The organism is Ruegeria sp. BG6 (assembly GCF_056538465.1).
This window is the reverse complement of record NZ_JBQFTB010000005.1, coordinates 22,331-36,344: the sequence shown is the minus strand read 5'-3', so window position 1 is coordinate 36,344 and position 14,014 is coordinate 22,331. Positions and strand designations below refer to the sequence as shown.

Here is a 14,014-nt window from a genome sequence, read left to right as displayed (position 1 = left end):
CTTCGAATGCCATAGCTGAGAGCAGGAATTTTACTCAACTGCAAGATGTCATTTGGGGAGTGGGGGTCAAAGTACTTGCGCAAGTATTGATCACGCGGTGTTGGGTGAAACTGTCGGAAATTCGCACCGGCTTTGCGACAAAAAGCCGGGATTTCGAGATTTAACATAAGTCGCAATTATAGAGCGTTTGGGCTCTCGTCGGCCAACCACCGCCGCACGAGAAAAACGGCCAGTCGTGAGTACACTTTCAGTGGTTACCTTGAGCCCAAGGTACAAAATGTTTCACCGGAAACTAAGGTCAGCTATGCGCAGAAAGCGGACTTTGCAAAGTCTTGGGTACAGATCGTAATAGAAGTCTATTTTCTCAGAACTCTGGGCCTAAGCATCGCTGGCTGAGGATTAGAAGCTCGAACGACGGATTCAGTTTCAAGGTTCAAATCCATCTCAGCGGATCGCCCAGAGACTGTTGATCTTCCCCGAGTTCAGAGCGGAGTGAACAGATAGAATGATGCGGCGTGACGCCAATTTATTTCCTACCGACCCGGAGCGGGCAGGGTTTGGCTCAAGGCAGTTCCAGGAAGGGTCAAGATAAACGCAGAAAACAAATGGCTGAACAGATTTCTGGACTGTGACATAGATGATCTTCGCCGAGGTTGGGTGTGGGTGAACTAGTAGTTGAAACGCAAACCTAAGCCGGCACCTTTATCGTAGGGGCGGTCGGAACCTATGCCGATGAGGAAATCAGCATAAATTGCGATGCCAGGACTGAGGTTCTTGCCAATCTGGAACTCAGCGGTAGCTGGCCAAGCATCGTTCTCCCAGTCATATGGTGCTTTGATATCAGCCTTGGCCCAGTACCCATCGCCAAACGGTTGTAGCGCAATCAACCGCATCGCGGTTTGGTTTATGCCCGTCGGGCCATTGTATGAAGCAAAATGCTGGAGCAGTGGGATCAGCGTCAGCCCTGATTTTGTGTTTGCAAAGGCGAACCCGCCAAAAGGCGCAATTTGATCGGACCCGGTTCCGATCCCTTTTTCCGGGTCGCCAAAGTCCAGTATCCACTCCAGACCAATGGCCGACTTGATGGCCCACGTTTCGTTGAGCGGTCTCTGAGAAGGGAAATAGATCGCTTTGAGGCTCAATTTCTCAAAGTCAGTGAACCGAGTTCCAGTCACATCCGTTGAGTTGTAGTGCAACTCATATTTCAGTTTCAGATCAGGCCGCAGCATGTATGCGCCATCTATAAAGGCGTCCTGCTTGTCAGCACCGTTGCCCAAATCAAAATACTGATACCGGATGTCCGTGTTATTGACTGCGGCCAAAGGGTTTGAAGCGTTTTCATCGGCGATTGCTGAGGCCGCAACAATGCCAGTCGCCAATGCAAGGACAAGCGCTTGGATTTTCATATTGTTTCCAGAATTTTTGTTGTGGATGCCAAGCCCCACATCAAGCATATTATCATCTGAAGCGGGGCTTGCATGACTCTTATCAGCTTCACCTTTTAGTCGGGCTGAATGTCCCGCTTGGCGACAAAGGCATCCACCGCTGCGACGGTTTCAGGACGAAGGTTCACGATACCTTCATAGGGACGTCCAGTCGCGGCTGGTTGATCGGGGTACATTTCCTTGAATTTCAGGTGGCGGGCAATAATGCGGTTAAACTCATGTCCAGCCCATGCTCCGATCTCGGTCGATACGCTCTGTTCTTCGCGGGGGTCGCGGAACAGGTTGTAGAACTTGGCCACGATAGCATTTTCACCTTTGGCCGGAACTTTGAGTTTGATGTGTTCCTTTACCACCTCTTTCAGCGAATTGATCGAGTAGATCAGTACATGATCCCTGCGCCCATGCGTATCGCCAATAAACATCAGGGACGTCTGATCGACACCGTCAATGATCCGGTCGCGGGGGATGGCATCCATCGCTCCGCCGATACGCGCAATTGACGTGAACAAATCAGAGATATGAATAATGTCAGATACAATTGAGTCTCCCTCGATCAAGCCGGGCAGGCGGGCAAACGCGTCCACCCGAACGCCTCCTTCAGACGTATCGGCCTTGCCGCCGCGGAAGACCAGCGGCGAAAACCCACTGCCGGGGGCATATTTGGTGAAGTGACCGTTGTCGCCCATCAAAACGATCAGGGTATTATCCCTGAGCCCCAGCGCATCGACTTCGTTCAGAACGACCCCTATCCATTCATCCAACTCTTCCATGCTTTCAACGAATGTACCGCCGTTGGGTGTCGTGAACGCTTCTCTCGTCGTGCGCGTTGTCGACAGAGGGACAAGCGGCCAGTATTGCAGGAAGAACGGTTCATCCCGTTCTGCTAGCAGGCGCAACTGCTCCATCGCCTGTGCCTGATAGCGGATGTTCATTTCATTATATTTGTCCTGGGTCCATTTCTCACCCGGTTCCATATGGACTTCGCGGACCTCCCCGCCAATAACAGCTTCAAGGCCGGTAATCATGTGTCCCGGATCAGGGCGAAACCAATCATCCAGCGTGTATTTGGAGTTGTAGTTGTCTTCCCCTATGGCCATGGTGATTTCTTCCTTGGCTGCATCTTCGTTGAAGATGGCCAACTGGCCCTGCTGATGGATGGGGAACGCGGCGTAGTCAAAGCCCTGATAAGTAGGCCAGGATTCCTGAATGTCGCCCATGTGCCATTTGCCAACATGCGAGGTGTTGTAGCCTACGGATTTCAGAACTTCGGCAATTGTGACTTCTTCATCGGCAAGGCCAAAACCTGAAATATCGACGGCGGTATCGCCCATCCCATTGCGATACGGCTGGCGACCCGTCATGAAGGCGACCCGCGACGGTGTGCAGGACGGCTCGGTATACATGCGCGCAAACCGCATGCTTTCCTCTGCGAGCGCGTTGATATTGGGCGTCGAATACCCGCGTATCGCGTTCATCTCGGGCATACCCATGTCGCCAAAACCCATGTCGTCAATAAGGATGTAGAAGATGTTTGGAGGGTTCCCTCCGTTTTTCTCACGAAAATCGGCCAGCAGTTGGTCAACCTGTGCGTCGTTCTCGACCCAAACGGCTTCGTTTTGCTGCTTCAGCACATAGTATTCCGCATCATGCACGATATTGCTGTCCTGAGCTGCCGCCGTGATAGCGGAGCCGGCAAAGACCAGCGCGGAGAGGAACAGTTTTGATTTCATGAGATACCCCTGTTTCATGATATACTTGTTTTCAGACCTTCAAGGATCAGATGATGGCAAAAGGTTGAAAGGGAGAGTTCGCTGTCTTCAGCCTGTGAGCGCAACAACTCTTTTTCGCTTTTGGTTAGCAGCGTTACGACGCGTTCGGTGCGCACAGTATCTTCAGGCAACGATGGGCGTCCGAACCTCTTCCCTCTCGATTTGTCTGCTTTGTCTTGCAATTGTCCACGCCTACATATTCGAATAACATTTCATGAAAACTACCTGCGGGGCGGAATGGACGACATCAAAAAACGATCAGCCCCCAAAAAAACCTGCGCCCCAAACACACTTTTTTTGCAGGACCCTTCGCAATTCCGCGAGCTGTCCCAATGGGATGTCGAGCTACGTCAAATTGAAGAGGGAACTATGAACTCTTCGGTATCCGTTTGGGCAGGTCTTGACCTTCAAATGATTGATTTGTCGTTTGATAAGGCTGTGTACCAAACCGGAGTTTCTCGCCCTGACATTCTAGCGTTTGGCTTACCAGACAAAGGGAGTGTACGAACTTGGCTTAACGGCTCACCCTCAGACACCGCTCTGATGAATTTTGGTAGCGGAGACCCTTTTGAAGGCGTGAGCAATTCAACGCTCACAGGCCTGACCTTTGGCATCGACATCCGAAGGGCTCAACGGATCGCCGACGATTGCGGTCTTGATATCAGCACCGTGCGAAATGACGCTTTAAGATCCTTCGTTAGCGACGCTGGCAAGCTGCATTACTTAGTCAAAAACAAAGCGCGCTTTCTAATTGGATCAGCGGCCGGACCAAGCTCTGATAGTGAAGAGAGTGATATGATCTTAGAGCTTCTGGAAATGCTGGTGGTAGGCGAAAAATGGAGTGATCGGCGAAACAGTAAAAATAGAACCCGTTTAGCACAACAAGCCGTTGAGTTCATGCGGGCCCATTTGATGGATAACGTGTCAATCGGTGAGGTATGTGCAGATATTCAGGTATCCACATGCACTCTTCGTCGCGCGTTTCAGGAAACATATGGGGTGAGCCCCAAGCAGTTTTATCTAAGAGCCCGTCTCGGTGCTGTGCGCCATGAACTGGTATCCTGCTCGCCAGAGGAGAGTATATCGGACATCGCAAACGCTTACGGATTTTGGCACATGGGTCAGTTCGCGCGAGACTACAGAGCACTCTTTGGACAACTGCCGACACAAACGTTGTCAGGCAAAATGAACTGAAACAGAGCTTGGCAGTCCGCGGCCTAACTTGTCCGCAACACTAGAATTGCAAAGTCGGATTTTGAAGGTCCGCTTAGGGCTGACTGCGGTCCTTTGAATTAAGAATGCGGATGGCTGCAAAGTCCGCATCTCGGAAGTCACCTTGCTTGGAATTGAAGGTCTGCTTTGGGCTGCCACCGGTCATTAATGTGAAAAGTAACGAAAGGCGACAACAAGCCCAATGCGGGCTTTGCCAACCTTTCAAATCAGCATCATCCCCGACCATTTCAGTTCGAGTTTCAATCCCTAGCGGGCAAGGCAACCTCGCCTTCCCAGTCAGAAATACGGTGCGGTAGCGCCAGGAATTTTGACGCCACACGTGTTTTGGTCGTTCCACTTCCAGTCATCCCCGAATATTTGCCGGTGGAGGAAACAATCCGCCAGTTGTTGACGCCGAAGGCAACAACCTCCCATCTCATGGTGAACGTGTCCTCTTCTTCACCATAAACACAGACGCCACCGCCGCTGACACCGCTGGGTCCGCCGAAACCCGAGCCCACGCACCGGACAAAACCAGGATCGATTGGTCCCTCGTCAACGGTATAAGTCCCATAGTTGTCCTCTTTCCAGAACACGTCCTCGCCCGCGGAAATTTGCTCTTGGTTGACGACATAGAAGTTCGTTGCCGACACTTTCTCTGCAGCAGTCAGACAATGAGGCGCAAAGAGAACTGCGGGGATAAGCATTGAACGCAACATGTTGTTTCCTTCGACAGTGGGGCAAAACCAGCATGATAGAGACTACGAAATTTATTGCTAGGAAAGGAACGCATAGCCGGACCTGAAAAGTCAGCTTCGTCCCGCATCTCAGAGATTGCAAAGCTTAGTGATGAAGGTCCGCTTTGGGCTGGTCGCGGACTCTGCGACGATGAATGCGAACGGCTGTTTTGTCCGCATTGCAGCCTTTGCGCGTTGGCGGCGGCGATGACGGCTATGCGGACAAAGCAGTCTTTCGTAGAATCTCTGAAGACGAAGATGCAAATGCGTGATAGCTCCAGATTATGGCCACGACATCTGCGCGAAATCGACCATCCATCCCTTATGCATTTGCCGTTTTTGGTGTTCTTTTTGCTTCAATCTGTTTCGGCCTGGTTCCCTACTTCAGCCGCAGCCTAACCGAACAGGGCGTTGCACCCTATGCGGTCGCATTCTACCGCTACATTGTTGCGGCCCTTCTTCTGCTTCCTGTTCTCATTGTGCATCGAAAAGAATGGCGAGAGATCATTTGGGGTCTCTCCGCCGGAGCCGTAATGGGGCTTGGTTGGATCGGATATGTAACGGCGCTGGAGACGCTGCCCGCATCGACAGTAGGTGTGCTCTACATGACCTATCCGGTGTTCACCTTAGTTATTGCTTGGGCTGTGTTTGGCGATGCACCCACGCGACGCGCCATGTTGGCCGCTGGTCTGATTGTGGTGGCAGCCGTTATTGCTGGCTCGCCTGCGTCAGTGGCTGCGGAACACCTACCAACGCTGCTGCTATCCCTTGCTGCCCCATTTGGGTTTGGCTTCGGAATCTGCGTCCTGGTACACAGGTTGTCGCGGATTGCGCCGTTGGCACGTATCGCGTCAGTTTCTCTGGGGTCTGTTCTTGGCCTCGCCCCGCTCATCCTAGGTGCTGAGGTTGGAGAGCTTCTCCCAAGCGAACAATCCGACTGGCTTTTCATTGTTGGTATTGGTCTGGTGACCGCTTTCGTGCCTCAGCTCATCTACACGATTTGCTCGCCTGTTATTGGAGCTTCCCAAACTGCGGTCGTCGGAAGTATCGAATTACCCACGATGTTTGCCGTGGGATATCTTGCTTTTGGCGAAGCCATCTCTTTTCCTCAAGCTTTTGCATGTGCCTTAGTGCTGGGCGCAATTGCGATCACAAGAAGTAAAAAGACGCGCACCGTATCGACCGTGCTTACAAAATCACCGAGGCGGTAGCATAGGGCTCGGCGCTGCCGTTCTCTGAGGTAAGCATCACTGGCTGCTTGCTGCCCGAAGCGGGTAGCGAACGTTATGTGTTAAAGGACCGACGTTGACCGGCGGAAGATGTCGGTCCATTTTTGTTGTAGTGAACTCTCGTTTAGCAAAGGACCTCCGGATTATGAGGTACTTTATGATCGTTGCAGGCATGGGCATTTCTTCGGTTGCAACGATATCTGTGGCCGATGAGTTTTCGAACCTTGGCAAAGACCTCTTTGTTGAGCATTGCGCCAGATGTCACGGGCTCGATGCATCTGGAAAAGGACCTGACGCAGCTGATTTGAAAACAGTGCCTGCTGACTTAATAAAGATTTCCGAACGCAGAGGGGGTGTGTGGCCCATGTTGGAGGTCATGTCGATCTTGGACGGTTATTTGAAAGTTCAAGAACCTCGCGATGACATGCCTATAATCACCGAATTGAATGACGCCCCTACTGTCGAATTCGATACGGGGAATGGTTTGGTTACGCGTATTCCTTCCAGACTTATCGATATTGCTGAGTATTTGGAGAGTATTCAGTCTCCGAAGCCGGAACGATATGTTCCGTGAAGGTCTGCTCCGCATTTGTGTACGCTAAAGAGTGCTGCGTTGGGCGGTTTCCGTAGTCGCCAAGAAGCAACGAATATGAGGATCGCGTTGTGGACGATGCCGTCGCGGTTTTGCCTAGCTTGCTTCAATATCAGGACTCGCGCTTCACAGCGGTCTAATCCAAGACTTCTTGTAACACTTCACCGCTCGCACCATTAGGACGTGCCGTGCTCAATAATGCAGAAAGTGTGGATGCGAGAGCAGTCGTGCAAACACGGCGTGCGACCCGTTGCGGTTTTAAGTTCGTTCCAGCAAAGATAATCGGCACATGTGTGTCACCGCGCCACGGTGACCCGTGGGTGGATGTGACGGACAGACCATCGAAGTCTGCGATGAACCAGCCGGGTTTGAAGACTACGTATATGTTCCCGGATCGGGTGGGGTGGTAGTTGTTGCGGACCAAGCGCATGATGTCGGTATCGGGTAGGAGGTTTGCTTCGATAGCCGTACTGGGGACGGCGAATGCCACATCGGGAAAGGATAGAAGCTCTTCTGCAATAGCTGACTCCAGCGTGGGTAAATCAATATCACTGCGAGCCAATACTTCGGGGGCGATATTGAGATAGGGGTGATTATAACCTTCAAGCAATTTCCCGGTGATCCCAAACCGCTCCTTAAGCTTGGCTATCTGTTCCGTCGGGTCCCATGTGTCCGGAGCAACAAGGCCAGTTCGGATGCCAACACTCTCCAAATAGCCCGGCGCATCGGTGGTGCCGTGGTCCGCCGATAGAACGGTCAAAACGTTTTCCAGCCCAATCCGTTCGTCGATAAACGCGAAGAGATTCATGAGAGTCTGATCGAGGCGGTATATCGTGTCCTCGGCTTCAAGACTGGAGGGGCCAAACACATGGTTGACGTAATCCACGGACGAGAAGCTAATCGCCAGATAATCCGTTACCGCGTCTTGCCCGATATCCTCGGCAGCAATCAATCGTTTGGCAAATTGCGCCGTCAGATCGTCGCCAGCGGGGCTAAGCGTTAAAAAGGTCGTAAAGTAGGGATTTTCCAGCGGGTCAAACCCATTTTGCGTCGAAGAATAGCGATGAGGAAAGGTTATGCCGAACCCGGCGACATCCGTCTCCCATGGTTGGTTGTCGCGGTCGCCAAAGAGATAGGCTTCCTTTGGGTGCATCAACTCCCAAGAGGTTCCTTCAAAGGAGGCGCTCGGCGATGCGTCATTCCATGAGGAAACCCAATCCGGGTATTTGTCGTAGTAATAGGAGCTTGTGACAAAACGATTTGCGGCTTTTGAGAACCAGAAGGCTTTGCCGCTTTGTCCCGCCATTGTAATAGCCCCACGATCTTTGATTGAAACTCCAAAGACCTTGGCCGCGCCAGCAGTGGAAGCGCTTAACTCGTCCGAAAGCGTCGTAACAAGCATGGCGCGTGGTGACCGCCCATCTGTGCCAGCTGCCGCCTGTGTTGGGTCAATTTCAATATCGTCATTGACGCCAGCGCCATCTCCAAGAAGCGGAGCGGTGCTGTCTTCAACGTTGTAGACAACGCGGTCCAAGGTTCTGTCGAACCAAATGTTTCCGATCATCCCGTGCACTGCCGGTGTTGCCCCGGTCGCCAATGTGGCGTGCCCGACAACCGTCTCTGTATTGGCATGGCAATGATGGGCGTCCACATAGTGTACACCGTTTTTTAGTAAATACTTAAGGCCACCCTCCCCAAGATTCTCAAAGTAGCGTGTCGGCAGATCGCCCCGAAACGCGTCAACGGTCAGCTGCAAAACGAGACGAGGAGGTTCTTGCGCATACGCAGGAGCGATTGAAACCAACCACAAAGACAAACAAGCTCTCAGTGTTTTGGTCATAGTGCTTCCTTTCGCTGTATTGCGCAGCAGGTTGGCGGCGACCGCAATTGCGCGTTAGAACACCCGTTTCAATACCAAACTGATAACAAAAACGCTTCAAGTCTACTTCTTCCGACCTATCGCGAAAGAGCCTGCAACACCCAAACCGGTGTTCATACAAACAAATTCTTGGAACTTAGGTGCCCGGATCGGTTTTGATCCAAAACAAGGCTTTGAGTCTTTTGAGACACTAAACTCTGCGCCAGAAACCCTGTTTCAGGTGAAACGCTATGACCAAAAACCCATCGGTTTTTCTTATTTTGGCTGGTTTAGTAATTGCTGGTGCGTTGCTGTATGTCGTTGTTGCCGAGGATGACGATGAATTGCCGGTCGGATTTGTGCAAGGAAACGGGCGGGTTGAAGCGGAACAAGTCGAAATAGCACCAACTAATGCAGGTCGGGTTGCGAAGGTAACGGCAACAGAGGGCAGTATGGTTGCAGCCGGTCAAATCCTGGCCGAAATGGACATAGATGAGCTATCTGCCGCCCTGGACCGGGCTAGAGCCGAGGTAGCCTTGGCAAATCAGACAAGGGCCGAAGCAGAAGCGCTCGTTGTGCAACGCGAAAGCGAACAGCGCAGGGCCGAGCAAGAGCTTGATCGTGCCACGGCGTTGCTGGCAGGACAAAACATCTCCAAAACTATTTTTGAAGATCGCGATACCACTCATAAGGTTGCTACAGCAGTATTGGGCGCCGCCAAAGCCCGAGTTGCAACCGCGGAAAGCCGTATTGCTGCCGCTGAGGCGGAAGCTCGCAGGATTGAGGCACAGATTGAAGACAGCGCTCTAGTGGCACCTTTGCCCGGACGCGTGCTTTACCGGCTTGCAGAACCCGGAGAGGTCGTTGGCGCAGGCGAACCAATCCTGACTATTCTTGGCCTTGAGAATGTTTACATGGAAGTTTTTCTTCCGGCGCGTGAAGCCGGACTTTTGCCCATTGGAGCTGAGGCTCGCATCGTACTCGACGCCTTGCCGGAATATGCGATACCTGCATACGTGAGCTTTGTTTCTCCCGAGGCACAATTCACCCCCAAACAGGTCGAGACCCTCGATGAGCGAGAGCAACTGGTTTTTCGCGTTCGCGTCCGTATCCCAATAGACTTGGTTGAAAGTCGGATTGAGCACGTCAAAACCGGTCTGCGCGGTGTCGCCGTGATCCGGCTGAACCCAGCCGCTGCTTGGCCTGAGGCGCTTGAACAACGCATCCCAGAAGAGCTGTTCGAATGAGAGTAGAGGATGACGCCTGCGATATTCACATTTCAGGTGTTACGCACCGTTATCGCAAGCATGTTGCATTGGATTCTGTTTCGTTGGAACTGCCAGGCGGCCAGCTTGTTGGCTTTGTCGGGCCGGATGGGGTGGGAAAGTCTACACTGCTTGGTTTGATCACCGGCGCAAAGAAACTGCAATCCGGAAATATCGACGTTTTAAGCGGCCCGATTGGCAATTCTGGCCATCGACACAGCATTTGCCCAGCCATCGCTTTCATGCCGCAAGGGCTGGGTCGAAACCTGTATCCGGAGCTATCTGTACGCGAGAACCTCGAGTTCTTCTCTGGTCTTTTTGCTCAAGGGTATTCAGAGCGGGATGACCGTATCGCAGCGCTATTGGCTGCGACAGGGCTTGCGCAGTTTGAAGACCGTCTGATGGGCAAGCTCTCGGGTGGGATGAAGCAAAAACTAGGTCTTTGCTGTGCGTTAATCCATGACCCCAAACTTTTGGTTTTGGATGAGCCAACGACCGGGGTCGACCCGTTGTCGCGTCGGCAGTTCTGGGCTTTGATTGATGCAATCCGAGCAAAAAGCCCTGAACTGTCGGTATTGGTTTCAACGGCGTACATGGAAGAAGCCGACGGTTTTGACCGGATTGTCGCGATGGACGCGGGTCAAGTCATCTTTCATGGGAAGCCCGCCGAATTGAAAGGGAGTGATGTCGACCTCGAAATTGCATATCGGCGTCTGAGAGCACGGGAGTTGCCTGTCGAACCGGCGGGGAAAAACAAAACGAATGGGAAAATCGAAGCAAGCCCAGTGATAGTTGCGCGTGGACTGACACGACGCTTTGGTGATTTCACGGCCGTAGACAACGTCGACTTCACAATCAATCGCGGTGAGATATTCGGGTTTCTAGGATCAAACGGTTGCGGCAAGTCCACGACAATGAAGATGCTGACTGGCTTGTTACCTTCTAGCTCAGGTGAAGCACTGCTGTTTGGCAACCCTGTCGATGCATATGACCGAAAAATGAGGCGTGAAATAGGCTACATGAGCCAGGCCTTTTCCTTGTATGGCGAGTTGTCGGTCCATCAGAACCTACAATTGCATGCGCGGATATTTGCAATTGCCGACCGAGAACAACGTGTTTCGGAACTCACTGAGCGCTTTGGGCTCGAGGAGCACCGTCATACATTGGCGACGGCACTGCCCCTGGGGATCAAACAGCGACTGTCGCTAGCCGTAGCTGTGATCCACCGTCCGCGAGTGCTAATACTCGACGAACCAACATCCGGTGTGGATCCAGAGGCGCGCGATTCCTTCTGGGACTTGCTGATTGAGCTCTCTCGAACCGAGTCGGTTACAATCTTTGTGTCCACTCATTTCATGGGTGAGGCGGAACGCTGTGATCGCGTTTCTTTTATGCATGCTGGTAGAGTTCTAGCGGAAGGTACTCCGGCTGAACTGATCGCTGTTGAAGGGGCAGAAAACCTTGAAGACGCCTTCATTTCGATATTGGAAGCAGCAGAAGAACCAGTCTCTGTTGTCGCGCCAGAGGTGGGTTTTGGGACCAAATCCCACGCCGGGGGAGGAGCGTTTTCTCGTGTATTGGCATATGCGCGGCGCGAAACCGTTGAAGTAGCTCGAGACCCGGTGCGTCTGGCTTTCGCGTTTCTGGGTTCTGCTATTCTAATGTTGGTTTTTTGCTTTGGAATTACGCTGGATATCGATGAGCTTGAATTCGCTGTACTTGACCTTTCTCAGGGGCCGGAGAGTCGTGCTTATTCGGCTGAATTCGCCGGATCGTCCTACTTTAAAGCCACATCGCCGCTGCAAAGCGCCAGCGAAGGGCGCGACCGTCTAGTGGCAGGTGAGGTCTCTCTGGTTGTTGAGTTGCCACCTGACTTTGACCGAAAGATGAGTACGGGTGAACCGACCCAGATACTTGCAACTGTAGACGGTGCTATCCCATTTAAGGGTGAGACGGTTGAAGGCTATGTTTCCGGACTGCACCAATCATTTCTCGCGGAATATGCCCTTAACAACGGCAAAAGCCAGATAGATATCGCCAGGATCGAACCCCGGTTTCGCTACAATCAGAGCTTTGAAAGCATCGCCGCGATGGCTCCGGCAATGCCTGCTATCCTGCTGATTATGCTGCCAGCTGTTTTGACTGCCGTAAGCGTAGCAAGGGAACGAGAGCTGGGGTCAGTTGTCAATTTCTACGTGACACCAACCACGCGGCTTGAATTTCTAATCGGCAAACAAATTCCGTACATTTTGATCGCCTACGCAAATTTTCTGCTTTTGGCCGGAATGACCGTTTTTCTTTTCGGGGTGCCGTTAAAAGGAAATCCTTTCCCTTTGGCTGTTGGTGCCCTTCTTTACGTTTGGGCAACAACATCCTACGGGTTGTTGATCGCTACAATGACATCCAGTCAGGTGGCCGCCACATTTGCAACTGCCATCGCCTCAGTTGTCCCAACAATTCAGTTCTCAGGTCTGTTGCAACCTGTTTCAACACTTGAAGGAGGCGCACAAGTGCTGGGCTCTCTTTGGCCTTCCTCATATTTCCTACACCTAAACGTTGGTGCCTTCACTAAAGGTTTGGGTTGGGAAGCCCTTGCGCCAGACATTCTGGCCCTCGCCTGCTTCGGACCCGTTCTGACACTGATCGCAGCCCTATGCCTTCGGGCGCAGGAGAAGTGAATGCAGCGCTTCTACTGCATATTCTGGCTAGGCTTGAAGGAAGTGATGAGCCTGCGCCGTGATTGGGTGATGATGGCATTGTTGGTTTGGTCTTTCACGCTGGCCCCGATCATGGAAGCAACGGGAGTGGCAAGTTCTGTAAACAACGCCTCGATAGCGTTTGCGGATGAAGACGACTCGCCACTTTCTCGAGCACTTGCCACAGCGTTTTTCCCACCAGAGTTCCAACCGGTCGTCCAAATCGAACCCGGAAAAGGACCTGCGTACATGGATGCTGGGCGCTTTATTTTCGTTGTGGCTGTGCCCCCCGGATTCGAAAAGGATCTGCGCGCAGGGCGCAGTCCGGAGATTCAAGTTCTTATTGACGCAACCGCCATGGAACAGGCCGGTATTGGTGCAAACTACATCACCAGTATCTTGAGCGCTGAAATACATCGCTATGCAATTGGTATCGATCTAGTAGATACTGCCTCAATCAGTGTCATTCTTAGAAGCGCCTTCAACCCAAATAGAGATACTGTACGTTTTGCTGGTATCGTTGCTTTGATCGGCCAGATCATGTGGCTCACAACTATATTGACCGGAGCGGCAATGATTAGAGAGCGAGAGCACGGGACTATTGAACATCTCCTGGCCATGCCTCTTGCTCCATTTGACATTGCCATTGCCAAAATTTGGGCGAATGCAGCGGTGGTTTTGGTCGCGGCTGGTCTTTCACTAACGTTTGTGATGCAGGGTTCTCTGGGCATCACTATCGCTGGATCCAAGATGTTGTTTTTGGTTGGCACGGCGTTGTTTCTTTTTACTGCGACGGCGCTTGGGGTGTTTCTGGCAACCATTGCACGCTCTATGGCGCAGTTTGCGCTTCTGGTTATGTTGATTGTGCTGCCAATGCTAATGCTGTCAGGTGGGGAGACCCCAATTGAAGGTCAGCCGGCGTGGTTGCAGGCAGGTACTTTGGTTTTGCCGTCACGCCACTACATGTCAGCAAGTCAGGCTATTGTTTTCAAAGGCGCTGGTATTGAGACTGTCTGGCCGGAATTCGTTTGGATGACTTTGTTGGGAATTGCTTTGTTACTAATGAGCCTACGGCTTTTTCGCCGTTCTCTTGCGCAGATCAGCTAGCGCTCCAATCTGTTGGCTTTGACAGATTGGAGCGCTAGCTGATCTGCCTCAGAAGACAGTTTGGAAATCTGCTCGGCAGAGGTCAGGGCATCAGCGATTGTTTA

Annotated in this window: 10 protein-coding genes; 6 read left to right on the top strand and 4 right to left on the bottom strand. The window is 52.1% G+C overall.

Annotated elements, in window-relative coordinates; translation table 11 throughout:
• Positions 1-668: 668 nt before the first annotated feature.
• Positions 669-1,454 carry a hypothetical protein gene (locus ACR0JW_RS10985; RefSeq protein WP_480713908.1) on the bottom strand — a complete coding sequence of 262 codons (786 nt, stop codon included), beginning with the start codon at positions 1,452-1,454 and terminating at the stop codon, positions 669-671.
• 47 nt (positions 1,455-1,501) lie between these two features.
• Positions 1,502-3,175 carry a sulfatase-like hydrolase/transferase gene (locus tag ACR0JW_RS10980; RefSeq protein WP_170334738.1) on the bottom strand — a complete coding sequence of 558 codons (1,674 nt, stop codon included), beginning with the start codon at positions 3,173-3,175 and terminating at the stop codon, positions 1,502-1,504.
• A gap of 276 nt (positions 3,176-3,451) precedes the next feature.
• Between ACR0JW_RS10980 and ACR0JW_RS10975 the strand changes: the two genes are divergently transcribed.
• Positions 3,452-4,408 carry a helix-turn-helix domain-containing protein gene (locus ACR0JW_RS10975; protein WP_170334736.1) on the top strand — a complete coding sequence of 319 codons (957 nt, stop codon included), beginning with the start codon at positions 3,452-3,454 and terminating at the stop codon, positions 4,406-4,408.
• A gap of 278 nt (positions 4,409-4,686) precedes the next feature.
• Here ACR0JW_RS10975 and ACR0JW_RS10970 read toward each other — a convergent pair whose 3' ends face one another.
• The gene (locus tag ACR0JW_RS10970) at positions 4,687-5,133 is read right to left on the bottom strand and encodes a hypothetical protein (RefSeq protein ID WP_170501785.1); all 447 of its coding nucleotides are present in this window, start codon (positions 5,131-5,133) and stop codon (positions 4,687-4,689) included.
• 314 nt (positions 5,134-5,447) lie between these two features.
• On the opposite strand from ACR0JW_RS10970, the gene ACR0JW_RS10965 reads away from it, so the two are divergent.
• Together ACR0JW_RS10965 and ACR0JW_RS10960 are read left to right on the top strand one after the other, a co-directional pair.
• On the top strand, positions 5,448-6,374 hold the full coding sequence (locus tag ACR0JW_RS10965) for a DMT family transporter (protein WP_170567601.1): 927 nt from the start codon (positions 5,448-5,450) through the stop codon (positions 6,372-6,374).
• Positions 6,375-6,549: 175 nt separating this feature from the next.
• Entirely contained in the window at positions 6,550-6,966 is a 417-nt protein-coding gene (locus tag ACR0JW_RS10960; RefSeq protein WP_480713907.1) for a c-type cytochrome, read from the top strand.
• A 154-nt stretch (positions 6,967-7,120) separates the two neighbouring features.
• On the opposite strand, the gene ACR0JW_RS10955 is transcribed toward ACR0JW_RS10960, so the two are convergent.
• On the bottom strand, positions 7,121-8,824 hold the full coding sequence (locus ACR0JW_RS10955; RefSeq protein WP_480713906.1) for an alkaline phosphatase family protein: 1,704 nt from the start codon (positions 8,822-8,824) through the stop codon (positions 7,121-7,123).
• A 269-nt stretch (positions 8,825-9,093) separates the two neighbouring features.
• Between ACR0JW_RS10955 and ACR0JW_RS10950 the strand changes: the two genes are divergently transcribed.
• The 3 genes from ACR0JW_RS10950 to ACR0JW_RS10940 are packed head-to-tail and all read left to right on the top strand — an operon-like array spanning position 9,094 to position 13,910.
• Positions 9,094-10,089 (top strand): HlyD family secretion protein, encoded by a 996-nt coding sequence (locus tag ACR0JW_RS10950; protein ID WP_480713905.1) that lies wholly within the window; start codon positions 9,094-9,096, stop codon positions 10,087-10,089.
• Positions 10,086-12,785, top strand: coding sequence for a ribosome-associated ATPase/putative transporter RbbA (rbbA, locus tag ACR0JW_RS10945; RefSeq protein ID WP_480713904.1), 2,700 nt, complete (start codon positions 10,086-10,088; stop codon positions 12,783-12,785). The genes ACR0JW_RS10950 and rbbA overlap by 4 nt, the downstream gene beginning before the upstream one ends.
• Entirely contained in the window at positions 12,786-13,910 is a 1,125-nt protein-coding gene (locus tag ACR0JW_RS10940; protein WP_480713903.1) for an ABC transporter permease, read from the top strand.
• The last annotated feature ends 104 nt before the right edge of the window (positions 13,911-14,014 follow it).